The following is a 14,067-nucleotide window of genomic DNA, read 5'->3' on the forward strand; positions in this document are numbered from 1 at the left end:
GGGGGTTTTTTTTTTGGGCGGCGCCCATTGCGCGCCCACCCCAACAAAACCCCGCCGGCCTCTGCGAAAAGACTCTGGATTGCTTCGCTTCGCTCGAAATGACGAGTAGGGTGATGCAGTGATGACCCCGCCCGCTACCTTCTCCTTCGACACCCCCGGTGACGCCGAACGCGCGGCGGAGCTTCGCCGCGTCAAAGCACTGGCGACGCTGGTGCTGGCCTCGACGCTTGCCCTGTTCGTCGTTGCGAAATGGCTTCTGCCAGTGCATCCCGTGTTCGGCTTCATCGCGGCCTTCGCAGAAGCCGCGACCATCGGCGGGCTCGCCGACTGGTACGCGGTGGTCGCGCTGTTCAAGCGGCCGCTCGGCCTGCCGATCCCGCACACCGCGATCATCCAGAGCAATCAGGCCCGCATCGCCGACAAGCTCGGCGAGTTCATCCAGGTGCATTTCCTCGAGGCCCGCCCCGTCGAGGCCAAGCTGAGGGAGATCGATTTCGGCTCCTTCGTCGCCGACTGGCTGCGCGACCGCAAGCGCAGCGATGATCTCGCGCGTTTCGCGCTGCGCCTGCTGCCGGAGGCCGTCTCCGCGACGGAAAGCTCGGGTCTGATGACCTTCATCATTCGCCGCATGTCCTCGCAGCTCCAGGCGATCGACCTTGCGCCGCTCGCGGCCGGCACGCTGCGCGGCTTCGTCGCGGAAGGGCGGCATCAGATCCTGTTCGATGATCTCCTGCGCGTGATGCACGAGACGCTGAACCAGACCGAGACGATGGCGATGATCCGCGAGAAGGTGCGCGCGGAGTTGCCGACCCTGCTCAGGCTCTATCGCGCCGACAAGTTTCTGGTGAACAAGATCGTGGCGTCCGCCACGGCTTTTTTCAACGAGGTGCGCAGCGATCCCAAACATCCGTTTCGCGGCGAGTTCGATCGCATGGTGCTGGGCTTCGTCGATCGGCTCGGCACCGATCAGGCCTATATCGATCGTATCGACGGATTGAAGCGCGATCTGCTCGCCCGGCCCGAGCTTGCCGATCTCGCCCGGACCGTCTGGACCAACATGCGCTCCTTCATCGAGCGCAGCGCAAGCGGCGAGACGCAGGTACTGCAGCATCATCTCGCCGGCATGTTCGTCGCCGCGGGTGAGGTGCTCGCCGGCGATGCCGAGCTCCGCGGCGAGATCAACAAGGGCCTGGTGGCGGTGCTGCGCAGCTTCGTTGCGGATCAGAAGAGCGGCGTCTCGACCTTCATTTCCGACCAGGTCAAGGCGTGGGATATGGCGCAGTTGATTTCGCTGATTGAAATCAACATCGGCCGCGACCTGCAATACATCCGCTTCAACGGTTCGTTGATCGGCGGGCTCGCAGGTCTTGCGCTCTACTCCGTAGAATTCCTGCTTCGATGGTTGTGACTTTTGCGTCACGGACGCTGGCATTCACCTGCGGGCCTATTGTCGCCTTGGGCTTCACCCGCTTGAATGTCTGGAACCGGCCGCCTAGCTGATTCATGCTGCGTTGCGGAACGTTCGAGAAGCCGGACTGTTGGAATTCGTACCCATTTGCCGGCATCGCAACCGGTAGCCTTTTCAGCAATTCTGCCCAGGGGACCATTGATGACCGCTACTGCCCAGACGCTGCGTCCGCCGTCCCGTACCTTGATGTTCCTGGAAGGGCGCGCGATCCACGAGTTCGGCGCATTCCTCGGCGCGCTGCCGCTGCTGAGCCTCGCGCCCCGCGGCGATGGGCATCCGGTGCTGGTGTTCCCGGGCCTCGTGGCCTCCGACGCGTCGACGCGCGCGCTGCGCTCCTTTCTGACCAGCAAGGGCTACGCGGCAAGCGGCTGGCGCCAGGGCCGCAACTACGGCCTGCGCGAGGGCGTGCAGCATGCGATGGTCGATCTCGTGCAGGAGCTCAGCGACAAGCATGGCCGCAGGATCAGTCTGGTCGGCTGGAGCCTCGGCGGCCTCTATGCGCGCCAGCTCGCCAAGATGATGCCGGCGCGCGTGCGCCAGGTGATCACGCTCGGCAGCCCCTTCGCGGGCGATCCCCGTTCGACCAATGCCTGGCGCGTCTATGAATGGGCGAGCGGCCGGAAGTCCGACGAGGTCGATCCGCAGTTCGGCGGCGAGCTCGCCGTCCCGCCGCCGGTGCCGACCACCGCCATCTTCAGCCGCACCGACGGCGTCTGCGCCTGGCAGGGCTGTATGGAGAAGACGGGCGCGCAGACCGAGAGCATCGAGGTCGAGAGCAGCCATTGCGGCATGGGCCATCATCCCGCCGCCGTCTATGCGGTCGCCGACCGCCTCGCGCAGAAGGAAGGCCAGTGGCGGCCGTTCGACCGCAGCGGCTGGCGCAGCATGGTCTATCCCGATCCGCATCGGTAAGCGCGGCCTGCATGGTTCGAGACGCGCGGCTTTGCCGCGCTCCTCACCATGAGGACTGAGAGCTAGTGATGCGGCGCGAAAGCGATCAGACCTCATCCTGAGGAGGCGCGAAGGGCCGTCTCGAAGGATCGAGCCCGGCTCTCGCTTTGATTGTAGCTCCCGTCCATTGTCGCGCCCGCACCAAACGCGCTATGCCTCGCGCATGGCGCATCCATTGTCCCGCATCATCGACCAGCTCAAGCGTGAGCCGTCACGCACGGGCTCCATCGTCATCACCGTGTTTGGCGACGCGATCGTGCCGCGCGGCGGCTCGGTGTGGCTCGGCACGCTGTTGGAGTTCTTCGAGAGTGTGGACATCGATAGCGGCGTGGTGCGCACCGCGATGTCACGCCTTGCTGCCGATGGCTGGCTGACACGCGAAAAGGTTGGCCGGAACAGTTTTTATCGCCTGGCCGATAAAGGAAGTCAGACCTTCGAGGCCGCCACGCGCCACATCTACGATCCGCCATCGTCGGACTGGACCGGGCGTTTCGAGCTGCTCCTGATCGGCAACGGGGAGGATCGCGACGTCTCGCGCGAAGCGCTGCGCAACGCCGGCTTCGGCAGTCCGCTGCCCGGCGTGTGGGTCGCGCCATCAGGTGTGCCGGTGCCGGACGAGGCTGGCGGGGCAATCCGTCTCGAAGTCTCGGCTGAGGATGACAGCGGGCGCCGTCTGCTCAGCGCGAGCTGGCCGCTGGACCGCACCGCAGACGCCTATCTGAAATTCATGAAGACGTTCGAGCCGCTCCGTGCCGCTATCGCGCGCGGTGCGGATCTGTCCGAGGCCGACGCCTTCACCGCGCGCATCCTGCTGATCCACTATTACCGCCGTGTTGTGTTGCGCGATCCGCTGCTGCCCGAGAGCTTGCTGCCGGGCGACTGGCCCGGCAGGGCAGCACGTGAACTCTGCGGCGAGGTCTATCGCGCGCTGCTTGCGCCGTCGGAACAATGGCTTGATAGCCATGGAACCAATGAGAAGGGGCCACTGCCGCCGGCTCGAAAGCTCCTGGAGCGGCGGTTCGAGGCCTGATTTATATGTTACAGAAATATCTTGCATGACGTAATTTTTGTTATATATTGCCTCCCAATAAACGGGAGGATGCGCATGTATACCCAGGCGCTGAATACGGCCGAGACTGACGATCGCGGTCTCGAGGATGCGGCGAAGGCTGCGCAGTTCCAGGCCCGCATTGATGCCGAGGAGCGCATCGAGCCGAACGACTGGATGCCGGCGGCCTATCGCAAGACGCTCACCCGCCAGATCTCCCAGCACGCCCATTCCGAAATCGTCGGCATGCTGCCTGAGGGCAACTGGATCACGCGCGCGCCGACCTTGCGCCGCAAGGCGGCGCTGCTGGCCAAGGTGCAGGACGAGTGCGGCCACGGGCTCTATCTCTATGCCGCCGCCGAGACGCTCGGTACGTCGCGCGAAGAGCTGGTCGACGCGATGCTCACCGGCAAGGCCAAATATTCCTCGATCTTCAATTATCCGACGCTGACCTGGGCCGACATCGGCACCATCGGCTGGCTGGTCGACGGCGCCGCGATCATGAACCAGATCCCGCTGTGTCGTTGCTCCTATGGCCCGTACGCACGCGCGATGATCCGCGTCTGCAAGGAGGAGTCCTTCCACCAGCGCCAGGGCTACGAGATCATGCTGACGCTGTGCCGCGGCTCGGATGAGCAGAAGGCGATGGCGCAGGACGCGCTGAACCGCTGGTGGTGGCCGGTGCTGATGATGTTCGGTCCGCCCGATGCGACGAGCCAGCACAGCGACACATCGACGAAGTGGAAGATCAAGCGCTTCTCCAATGACGAGCTGCGCCAGAAGTTCGTCGATGCCACCGTGCCGCAGGCGCAATATCTCGGCCTCGCCATCCCCGATCCCGGCATGACGCGGGACGCCGAAGGGCACTGGCGCTACAGCGAGATCGACTGGACCGAATTCAAGCAGGTGCTCGCCGGCAACGGCCCGTGCAACCGCGATCGGCTTGCCGCGCGTCGCAAGGCGCACGATGAGGGCGCCTGGGTGCGCGAGGCGGCAGCTAGCTATGCCGCAAAGCGCGCGCAGCGTCAGACCGCACAAGCCGCGGAATAAGGAGATCACGATGGCCACGCCGAACACACCGCTGTGGGAAGTCTTCATTCGCAGCCGCAACGGGCTCGCGCACAAGCATGTCGGCTCGCTGCATGCGAATGACGCCACCATGGCCCTGCAGGCCGCGCGCGACATCTACACCCGCCGCGGCGAGGGCCTGTCGATCTGGGTCGTGCCGTCGACCGCGATCACCGCGAGCGATCCCGCCGAGAAGGGCATGATGTTCGAGCCAGCGGAATCGAAGATCTACCGGCATCCGACGTTCTACGAGGTGCCTGAGGAAGTGGGGCACATGTGATGCTTGTGGCCAACATCCAGGTCTCCGAAACGCCGCTGGTGCTCTACGCGTTGCGCCGCGCCGACGATGCGCTGATTCTCGGTCATCGTCTGTCGGAATGGTGCGGACATGCGCCGATGCTGGAAGAGGACATGGCGCTCTCCAACATCGCGCTCGATCTGATCGGCCAGGCGCGTGAACTCTACACCTACGCAGCCAAAGCCGAAGGCAAGGACAACAACGAGGACAAGCTCGCCTATTTGCGCGACGTCAGGCAGTACCGCAACCTGCTGCTGGTCGAACAGCCGAATGGCGACTTTGCCCAGACCCTGGTGCGGCAGTTCTTCTATTCCGCCTTCGCCGACCTCTATTGGCGCGCGATGATGAATTCGCGCGATACGACGCTCGCGGCCATTGCCGCCAAGTCCGAGAAGGAGAGCGCTTATCATCTGCGCCACGCCTCGGAATGGATCATTCGGCTTGGCGACGGTACCGGCGAGAGTCACGCCAGGGCGCAGGCCGCGATCGATCATCTCTGGGCCTTCACCGGAGAGATGTTTGCCGTCGACGAAGGCGAACGCGCTTTGATCCATGCCGGCATCGCTGTGGATCCCGGCACCTTGCGCGGCCGCTGGCTGACAACGTTGTCTGACGTCGTTGGTGAAGCAACGCTCAGGTTGCCGCAGAATGACTGGATGCAGCAGGGCGGCCGCGTGGGCCGCCACAGCGAGCATCTCGGTCATCTCCTGTCCGAGCTTCAGTCGATGCAGCGTACATTTCCGGGGCAGACATGGTGACGGTGCTCGAGCGCGACAGCGAGCTGCGCCGGCGCGCCTGGGATGCCGCGGCGAGCGTCGTTGACCCTGAAATCCCGGTGCTGACCATCGCCGATCTCGGCGTGCTCCGTGATGTCGTTCTCGATGGCGATCATGTCGAGGTCGCGATCACCCCGACTTACTCGGGCTGCCCGGCCATGAACATGATCGCGTTCGAGATCGAGCTTGCGTTGGAACGCGCCGGTTTTCGCCAGCCGAAAGTGCGCACCGTGCTGTCGCCGGCCTGGACCACCGACTGGATGAGCGAAGAGGGGCGCCGCAAGCTGCACGCCTACGGCATCGCGCCACCGCAGGCGTCAAGCTCTCGCCGCGCGCTGTTCGGCGAGCAGGCCGTTGCGTGCCCGCAATGCGGCTCTGACAAGACCGAGCTTCTGTCCGAATTCGGCTCGACCTCCTGCAAGGCGTTGTGGCGCTGCAAGGCCTGCCGCGAACCCTTCGATTATTTCAAGTGTCATTGATCATGTCCGCAGCCGCACCGCGCTTTCATCGCCTGACCGTCAACGACCTCCGCCGCGAGGCGGCCGACGCGGTGTCGATGACCTTTGCGGTCCCCGGCGAACTCGCGGGCGATTACGCTTTCGCGCCCGGCCAGTACCTCACGCTCCGCACCATGCTCGATGGCGAGGAAGTCCGGCGCTCCTATTCGATCTGCTCGGGTCCTGACGATGGCGAGATCCGCATTGCCGTGAAGAAGGTCGATGGCGGAGCATTTTCGAACTGGGCGGCGGATGAACTCAAATGCGGCGACGAGCTCGACGTCATGACGCCGACCGGACGCTTCGGCGTGATCCCGCCGGCAGATAGCGGACGCATCCATGTCGGCTTTGCCGCAGGCTCCGGCATCACGCCGATCCTGTCGATCGTCAAGGGCGTGCTCGCGCGCGAGGCGGACAGCCGCTTCTTCCTGTTCTACGGCAACCGCGCCACCGACAACATCATGTTCCTGGAGGCACTCGAGGAGCTCAAGGACCGCTTCATCGATCGCCTCTCGATCTTCCACGTCATCTCCGGCGAGGAGCAGGACATCCCGATCCTGCATGGCCGACTCGATGGCGACAAGGTGAGGGTGTTGCTGCGCTCGCTGGTGCCGGCCGCGAGTGTCGATCATATCTTCATCTGTGGCCCCCTTGGCATGAGCGAGGAGATCGAGGCGACCTGCCGCGATCTCGGTATCGCGGAAGAGCGCATCCACGTGGAGCGCTTCGTCTCCGAATTCGGCGGCAAGCCGCGACCGAAGAAGATCGTTGCACCCGACGCGCCGCCGAAGGCGATCGCCTCGCTGATCATCGACGGCAAGCGCCGCGACGTGCCGGTCGCCGAAGATGAGGCGATCCTCGATGCCGCGCTGCGCGCCGGCGTCGATCTGCCCTTCGCCTGCAAGGGCGGCATGTGCTCGACCTGCCGCGCCAAGCTGGTCGAGGGCGAGGCGCCGATGGACGTCAACTATTCGCTGGAGCCCTGGGAGTTGAAGGCCGGCTTCGTCCTTACCTGCCAGGCGAAGCCGTCGTCGGAGCGGGTCGTGGTCGATTACGATCACGTTTGACAGTTATGGCCGGGCAGCAGAGCATTATGGCCAAACATTTGGCCGGGAGAAGCGCGTGAACGTCAAAGCCAACCTGTCGCCCGAGGATGTTGCCCGCGCCTGCGCCGACGCGATGTGGGCGGAGGATGATGCCTCCAAGGGTCTCGGCATGGAGATCGTCGAGATTGGTCCGGGCTTTGCGACGCTGGCGATGAATGTGCGGCCGGACATGGTCAACGGCCAGCGTATCGCCCATGGCGGCTTCATCTTCACGCTGGCCGATTCCGCCTTCGCCTTTGCCTGCAATTCGCACAATGAACGTGTCGTGGCGGCACAGGGCCAGATCACCTTCATCAAGCCGGGCAGGCTTGATGACCGCCTCGTTGCAAAAGCGCGCGAGGTCAGCCGTGGCGGACGCTCAGGCATCTACGACGTGCGCGTGACAGCGGGCGACACCGTCATCGCGGAATTCCGGGGGCATTCGCGTGTCATTCCCGGCACGTGGCTGCCGACGCAAGAACCGTAAGACTCCAATAAAAAGAACCAACCAATGTGGGGAAACGAGGATGGCTCTGACGAGGCTCAAGGAAGGTGGCAACGCCTATCGCGCCGAGATGGACGCGCATGAGCGCGCGTCGCGTGACGAGATCATGGCGCTGCAAACGCAGCGGCTGGCCTGGTCGCTGAAGCACGCCTACGACAACGTCGCGCATTACCGCCAGGCCTTCGACAAGGCCGGCGTGCATCCGTCCGACTTTCGCGAACTCTCCGATCTCGCAAAATTCCCGTTCACCGTGAAGACGGATCTGCGCGACAATTATCCCTTCAACATGTTCGCCGTGCCGCGCGAAAAGCTGGTGCGCGTGCATGCCTCCTCCGGCACCACGGGAAAGCCGATCGTGGTGGGCTATACGCAGCGCGACATCGACACCTGGTCGGAGGTGATGGCACGCTCGATCCGCGCCGCCGGCGGCCGCACCGGCATGATCATCCACAACGCCTATGGCTACGGCCTGTTTACCGGCGGATTGGGTGTGCACTACGGCGCGGAAAAACTTGGTTGCACCGTGGTGCCGATCTCCGGCGGCATGACCGAGCGGCAGGTGCAACTCATCAACGACTTCCGACCCGACATCATCACGGTGACGCCGAGCTACATGTTGGCGATCCTCGACGAGTTCAAGCGCCAGAAGCTCGACCCGCGCCAGTGCTCGCTCAAGGTCGGCATCTTCGGCGCCGAGCCCTGGACCAATGCGATGCGCGGGGAGATCGAGGACGCCTTCGATATGGATGCAACCGATATCTATGGCCTCTCGGAGGTGATCGGTCCAGGCGTTGCGCAGGAATGCATCGAGACCAAGGACGGTCTGCACATATGGGAGGACCATTTCTATCCCGAGGTGATCGATCCCGAAACCGGCGCGGTGCTGCCGGACGGCGCGAAGGGCGAACTGGTCTTCACCTCGCTGACCAAGGAAGCCTTCCCGGTGATCCGCTATCGCACCCGGGACCTGACGCGGCTGCTGCCGGGCACGGCGCGGCCGGGCATGCGGCGCATGGAGAAGGTGACGGGCCGCTCGGACGACATGATCATCCTGCGCGGCGTCAATCTGTTCCCGACCCAGATCGAGGAGGTGCTGCTCGCGACCGACTGGTGCGGCGGTCACTTCATCATGGAGCTGACCCGCGAAGGCCGCATGGACGAGCTGACCATCATCGCCGAGGCGCGCCCGGAGAGCTGGGACGGCCGCGGGCTGGTCGATCATGCCGACCGCATTTCGACCCACATCAAGAACACCATCGGAATCAGCTCCAACGTGCGGGTGGTCGCCCCCGCCACGCTGGAGCGCTCGCTGGGCAAGGCCAAGCGCCTCTACGACAAGCGGCCGAAGGACTAGCTGTCGCTCCTCATGGTGAGGAGCGCCGAAGGCGCGTCTCGAACCATGAAGGCCCGGATGCTGCAGCGCGGGCCTGTATCCTTCGAGACGCCGCTCGCGCGACTCCTCAGGATGAGGGGAGGCGGTTGACTTGACCGGTCCCAAAGGCGACAAGGCCCGCGAGAAATCGTGGGTCTTTCGATGTCACCAGCCGATTGCAAAACCGTCGAAGCGCGCTGCGTCCGCCTCAATGCCAAGGCCGATAATGCTGCGGCGATCGCGCCGCTGATCGAGCGTCATCTACTCACGCGCGGTCCGAAGGATCTCCTGATCGAGATAAGGGCCGCCGCCGTCAACCCCTCCGATGTGAAGGCTGCGACCGGGCTGATGCCCTATGCGGTCTTCCCCCGCACGCCCGGCCGCGATTATGCCGGCGTGGTGATTGACGGACCGGCCGATACGATCGGCCGCGAGGTGTTCGGCTCCTCCGGCGATCTCGGCATCCGCCGCGACGGCACCCATGCCAGCCATCTCGTCGTCGAAGCCGACGCCGTGGTGGAGAAGCCGAAGACGGTGTCCTGGGAGGAGGCCGCCGGCATCGGCGTGCCTTTCGTCACCGCAATGGAAGGCTTTCGCCGCGCCGGCATTCCGAAGCCCGGCGAGACCGTGCTGGTGTTCGGCGTCAACGGGAAGGTCGGTCAGGCCGCGGTCCAGATCGCGACGTGGCAGGGCGCGCGCGTTATCGGCGTGGTGCGCAAGGCGGAAGCCTATGAGGGCCATGCCAACGCAGCCATCGAGGTGATTGACGCCTCGGCGACCGATGTCGCCACGCGCGTACGCGAACTGACCGGCGGCAAGGGGGCCGACATCGTCTTCAACACGGTCGGCGATCCCTATTTCCAGGCCGCGCACAAGTCGCTCGGATTGCGCGGCCGCCAGATCCTGATCGCCGCGATCGACCGCATCGTGCAGTTCAACATCCTCGAATTCTACCGCGGGCAACACACCTATGTCGGCATCGACACGCTCGGGCTGTCCTCGGCCGCGACCGGCGCGGTGCTGCGCGACCTCGGCCCCGGCTTTGCGAGCGGGCACCTGAAACCGTTCCCGATCAAGGCGAATGCCGTCTATCCGCTGGAGCGCGCCAAGGAGGCCTATGTCGCGGTCGCCGGTTCGTCGCGGGATCGCGTGATCCTGAAGCCTTGACCATGGACTCGTCCACCCAACTCGTCATCCTCGCCGGCCTCATCATCGGGCTCATCTATGGCGCCGTGGGCCTGCTCAGCGGCTTCTGCCTGATGAGCAGCATGCGCGGCTGGCTGGCCGAAGGAGACGGGCGGCTGGTGCGGACCTTTGCGATGGCGATTGCTGTTGCGGTTGCTGCGAGCCAATTCCTTGCCGGTAGCGGCATGGTCGATCTCGGCAAGTCGATCTATCTGCAACAATCCTTTTCAGTGCCGGTGCTGTTCCTCGGCGGCCTGTTGTTCGGCTACGGCATGGTGTTGTCGAACGGCTGCGGCTCGCGGGCGCTGGTGCTGCTCGGCCGCGGCAATCTCCGCTCCTTCGTCGTCGTGATCGTGCTCGCCATCGCCGCGCAGATGACGCTCAAGGGCTTGATCGCGCCGGCGCGCATTGCGCTGGTTCAGGCCTCGCAAACGACCGTCAACGCCAATTCGCTGCCGTCACTGTTGGCGACGCTCGGTCCCGGCGAAGCGGCCTCGCGTGCGCTGAGCGCTGCTATAATCGTCGTTGCGCTGATCCTGTTTGCGTTCGCGCACCCGGCGTTCCGGCGTTCGCCCGGCCAGATTGCAGCCGGCGTCGTCGTCGGCCTCCTGGTCGCCAGCGGCTGGTTCGTCACCGGCTATCTTGGTGCCGACGATTTCAATCCCGTCCCGGTGACCTCGCTGACCTTCGTCGCGCCGATCGCCGATAGCCTGCAGTATGCCATGCTCTCGACCGGTCTGACGCTCAATTTCGGCATCGCCACCGTGGCCGGCGTTCTCGCCGGCAGCCTTGTCACCGCGCTCGCCACAGGCCGTTTCCACCTCGAAGGTTATTCCTCGCCGCGCCACATGCTGCGGTCTGCCGGCGGCGCCGCGCTGATGGGGATCGGCGGCGTGATGGCGTTCGGCTGCTCGATCGGGCAGGGGCTCACCGGCGTATCGACGCTCGCTCTGGGCTCGTTCGTCGCGGTCGCCGGCATCCTGCTCGGCACGACGGCCGGCCTGCGCGGCGCACTGCGGGTTCAGCCGCTCGCGGTGGCCTGACCGCGCAGCAGCCGGTCGCCCAGCGTCGCAAGACCGATGCCGGTGACGATCAGTCCGGCCGCGACAGCAAGACTCATGTCGATTGGCTCGCCCAGCAGGATCGCAGCACTGGCGATACCGACGAGCGGCGTCCCGGTGGTGCCGAGCGACGTCGTCAGGGCCGAGATGCTCTTGTTGACCATCGACATCGCCCAATAGGCCAGCGCCGTTCCGATCAGGCCGGAATACAGGAAAAGCAGCACGAGCTTCCACGACCATTCCGCGTGCGGCGGGCCTTCCGTGATAACAGCCGATCCCGTCAGTACGATCGTCGCCACGAGCACCTGCCAGAGCAGGAGCTGGAGCGGCGATGCAATCCAGCGATGCGCGCTCATATAGATGATGTTCGCGGCCCAGGACATCGCGGCCAGGACGACCATGCCGGCCCCGAGCAGGACGTTGGTATTGGTCCAATCGATCGACGTGGGGTTCAGGATCACGGCAAGGCCGATCAGCCCGAGCAAGGCGCCGGCGAGCTTGGGCGCCGTCAGCGTATCCTTCCCCAGCAAGGGCGCGGCGATCGCGACCCAGAGCGGCGTGGTGTAGCCGAGCACGATTGCCTTGCTCGCGGGCAGGAAGCGCACACCGGCCGCAACCAGGACCGAGAACACCGTCATGTGCAGCAGTGCGACGCTCAGGATCACCGGAATGTCGCGCCGCTCCGGGATCATCAGATTGTTGCTCAGCCCGAGGATCACGAACAATCCGGCCAGCGCGATCCAGCTCCGGATCGCCGAAGTCCATAGTGGCGGAAGGAACTGGACGAGTTGCTTCGTCACCGACCAGTTCACGCCCCAGGCCAGCACGACGATCAGGAACAGGCCGACGGCCGCGCGGGAGGAGAGGGAGTTCATCGCAAAATCCTTGAAGCAGTCCAGTCCGGCGGATAGCATCCGGATTGGCACCTGAAAAAGTGCCAGATCGGAAAGGAATTAGGTGCCAGTTTCGGAAGGTGTGATCTCCGCCCTGATCGAGCTGAAGCGGACCGACGACGAGGGGCTGACGGCGCAACTGACGAGCCAGCTGCGAGACCTGATCGCGACCGGTCGACTCGGCAAAGGCCGCGCGCTGCCGTCGAGCCGCCGGCTTGCGAGCGATCTCGGCGTCTCGCGCAACACCGTCACTTATGCCTTCGAGCAGCTCGCCGCCGAGGGATATCTCGAGGCGTCGCACGGTCGTCGTCCCATGGTCACGGTCGACGGCGGCCGTAACGAAGAGACGGGTGCCGTCGCACCGAGCGTCCGCTCTGGTAAGCCGCGGCTCTCACCCTGGGCGTCGAAGCTCAAGCAGACCGACTGGCCGATGTCCTATCAGGCGCCGCTAAAACCCTTGCGTCCGGGGCAAGGAGATGCGCGGGAGTTTCCGAACGAAGTGTGGGCCCGCTGCCTGCGCCGCAGCGCGGTGCGCGCAGCTAAGCGCGAGCTTGGACCGGTCAATCGGACGCGCCTGCGCCAGGCGCTGGCGCATTATCTGGCCGCCAGCAGGGGCGTCCGCGCCACCGCAGACCAGATCCTGATCCTGCCGAGCGCGCAGGCCGCGCTGACCCTGATTGCAGCTGCGCTCATCACGCCCGGCGACGATGTCTGGGTCGAGGACCCCGGCTATCCCGGCGCTGCGGCGGCTTTCCGCGCCTCCGGCGCGCGCGTGATGGGAATGAAGCTGGACGAGCAGGGCATGCAGCGGATGCCGGGACTGGCCGCGCCAAAGCTCATCTTCATGACGCCCTCGCATCAGCATCCGACCGGGCGGCTGATGTCGCTCGCGCGCCGCACTGAATTCCTGGGCATGAGCAGGCCAGGCGAGACCTGGATCGTCGAAGACGATTACGACGGCGAATTCCATTATGACAGCCGGCCGGTGCCGGCCTTGCAGGGGTTAGACGCCCACGGCCGCGTGTTCTATGTCGGAACGTTCTCGAAGGCGATGACGTCGGATATCCGGCTCGGCTATGTCGTCGCGCCACCAGGGCTGGTCGGCACCCTTGAGATCGCACAGCGACACGTCGGGCTGATCGCCTCCAGCCACATCCAGGAAGCGCTGGCGGAGTTCATCGCAGACGGGCATTTTCTCGCGCATCTGCGCCGGATGCGACGGCTCTATCACGCGCGCCGCGATCACCTCGTCGAGGGACTGGAGCGCCATCTGGGCGAAGTTCTCTCCGCTGAAGTGCCCTCGGGCGGCATCCAACTGGTCGCTCGCCTCAAGCGCGGTCGCGCCGATCAGGCGGCGGTGCAACGGCTGGTCGAGGCAGGCGTCGAAACACGGGCCCTGTCCAGCCTGGCGCTCGGCCGTCCACGCGACCATGGCCTGCTGCTCGGCTTCGCCGCCTGGCGCGAGAATGAGATCAGCGCGGCGGTGCGGACGATGGCGTCGTGCTTCTAGAGCAGCCGCGCTAGCGCGGTACTCCATCGATGTAAATTCGACGGGAAATCTTGCTCCACCCCGGGTTCATACGAACGCCGGCCTTCGGGGGCTTTCTAAGAAACTCCGCCACGTCGTCGAGCGCGCGAAAGCAGACGGCATCAACGTTCTTTCCGAAGTGGAAGTAGTGGTACTGGCCATCTGCATCGGGCTCGGCGCGCTGCGTAGGCGAACCGCTGGAATCGAATTTCTCGATTCGGGTTACTGGCAAGGCATTCTCTCTCGTTAGATGCCGGCGATGGCGCGGCGGTAGATTGAAGACGGCGATCGCGGAATGCACCGTGGCCGTGCTGCCACGAGCAGAAAAAAGG

15 protein-coding genes are annotated in these 14,067 nt (G+C 64.9%); 13 read left to right on the plus strand and 2 right to left on the minus strand.

Features of this window, described 5'->3' with window-relative positions:
* The first annotated feature begins 121 nt into the window (after window positions 1–121).
* The 12 genes from AC0L3X_RS29745 to AC0L3X_RS29800 all read left to right on the plus strand — a co-directional run bounded on the left by AC0L3X_RS29745 (window position 122) and on the right by AC0L3X_RS29800 (window position 11,296).
* Window positions 122–1,408, plus strand: a complete 1,287-nt coding sequence (locus AC0L3X_RS29745) for a DUF445 domain-containing protein (protein WP_063984733.1) — start codon at window positions 122–124, stop codon at window positions 1,406–1,408.
* 201 nt (window positions 1,409–1,609) lie between these two features.
* A complete protein-coding gene (locus AC0L3X_RS29750; RefSeq protein WP_063984732.1) occupies window positions 1,610–2,380 on the plus strand; it encodes an esterase/lipase family protein in 771 nt (256 codons plus the stop codon).
* Between the two features lie 202 nt (window positions 2,381–2,582).
* Window positions 2,583–3,449, plus strand: coding sequence for a phenylacetic acid degradation operon negative regulatory protein PaaX (gene paaX / locus AC0L3X_RS29755; RefSeq protein ID WP_063986563.1), 867 nt, complete (start codon window positions 2,583–2,585; stop codon window positions 3,447–3,449).
* 75 nt (window positions 3,450–3,524) lie between these two features.
* On the plus strand, window positions 3,525–4,517 hold the full coding sequence (gene paaA, locus AC0L3X_RS29760; protein ID WP_063986562.1) for a 1,2-phenylacetyl-CoA epoxidase subunit PaaA: 993 nt from the start codon (window positions 3,525–3,527) through the stop codon (window positions 4,515–4,517).
* Window positions 4,518–4,527: 10 nt separating this feature from the next.
* On the plus strand, window positions 4,528–4,815 hold the full coding sequence (gene paaB / locus AC0L3X_RS29765) for a 1,2-phenylacetyl-CoA epoxidase subunit PaaB (protein ID WP_014496929.1): 288 nt from the start codon (window positions 4,528–4,530) through the stop codon (window positions 4,813–4,815).
* The gene (gene paaC, locus AC0L3X_RS29770; RefSeq protein ID WP_063984731.1) at window positions 4,815–5,591 is read left to right on the plus strand and encodes a 1,2-phenylacetyl-CoA epoxidase subunit PaaC; all 777 of its coding nucleotides are present in this window, start codon (window positions 4,815–4,817) and stop codon (window positions 5,589–5,591) included. Before paaB ends, paaC begins: the two co-directional genes overlap by 1 nt.
* Entirely contained in the window at window positions 5,585–6,088 is a 504-nt protein-coding gene (gene paaD, locus AC0L3X_RS29775) for a 1,2-phenylacetyl-CoA epoxidase subunit PaaD (RefSeq protein WP_063984730.1), read from the plus strand. Before paaC ends, paaD begins: the two co-directional genes overlap by 7 nt.
* Window positions 6,089–6,090: 2 nt before the next feature.
* On the plus strand, window positions 6,091–7,173 hold the full coding sequence (paaE, locus tag AC0L3X_RS29780) for a 1,2-phenylacetyl-CoA epoxidase subunit PaaE (RefSeq protein ID WP_063984729.1): 1,083 nt from the start codon (window positions 6,091–6,093) through the stop codon (window positions 7,171–7,173).
* Between the two features lie 55 nt (window positions 7,174–7,228).
* A complete protein-coding gene (gene paaI / locus AC0L3X_RS29785) occupies window positions 7,229–7,678 on the plus strand; it encodes a hydroxyphenylacetyl-CoA thioesterase PaaI (RefSeq protein WP_063984728.1) in 450 nt (149 codons plus the stop codon).
* A gap of 40 nt (window positions 7,679–7,718) precedes the next feature.
* A complete protein-coding gene (paaK, locus tag AC0L3X_RS29790) occupies window positions 7,719–9,050 on the plus strand; it encodes a phenylacetate--CoA ligase PaaK (RefSeq protein ID WP_063984727.1) in 1,332 nt (443 codons plus the stop codon).
* 180 nt (window positions 9,051–9,230) lie between these two features.
* Entirely contained in the window at window positions 9,231–10,235 is a 1,005-nt protein-coding gene (locus AC0L3X_RS29795; protein WP_063984726.1) for a quinone oxidoreductase family protein, read from the plus strand.
* Between the two features lie 2 nt (window positions 10,236–10,237).
* Window positions 10,238–11,296 carry a YeeE/YedE family protein gene (locus AC0L3X_RS29800; RefSeq protein WP_231144408.1) on the plus strand — a complete coding sequence of 353 codons (1,059 nt, stop codon included), beginning with the start codon at window positions 10,238–10,240 and terminating at the stop codon, window positions 11,294–11,296.
* On the opposite strand, the gene AC0L3X_RS29805 is transcribed toward AC0L3X_RS29800, so the two are convergent.
* Window positions 11,275–12,189 carry a DMT family transporter gene (locus AC0L3X_RS29805; RefSeq protein WP_071917623.1) on the minus strand — a complete coding sequence of 305 codons (915 nt, stop codon included), beginning with the start codon at window positions 12,187–12,189 and terminating at the stop codon, window positions 11,275–11,277. The genes AC0L3X_RS29800 and AC0L3X_RS29805 overlap by 22 nt on opposite strands.
* Window positions 12,190–12,271: 82 nt before the next feature.
* Here AC0L3X_RS29805 and pdxR point away from each other — a divergent pair, with 82 nt between their 5' ends.
* Window positions 12,272–13,717 carry a MocR-like pyridoxine biosynthesis transcription factor PdxR gene (pdxR, locus tag AC0L3X_RS29810; RefSeq protein WP_063984725.1) on the plus strand — a complete coding sequence of 482 codons (1,446 nt, stop codon included), beginning with the start codon at window positions 12,272–12,274 and terminating at the stop codon, window positions 13,715–13,717.
* A 10-nt stretch (window positions 13,718–13,727) separates the two neighbouring features.
* On the opposite strand, the gene AC0L3X_RS29815 is transcribed toward pdxR, so the two are convergent.
* Window positions 13,728–13,967, minus strand: a complete 240-nt coding sequence (locus tag AC0L3X_RS29815) for a hypothetical protein (protein ID WP_187387770.1) — start codon at window positions 13,965–13,967, stop codon at window positions 13,728–13,730.
* Between the last annotated feature and the right edge of the window lie 100 nt (window positions 13,968–14,067).

Source organism: Bradyrhizobium sp. MI1.7, from assembly GCF_055811795.1.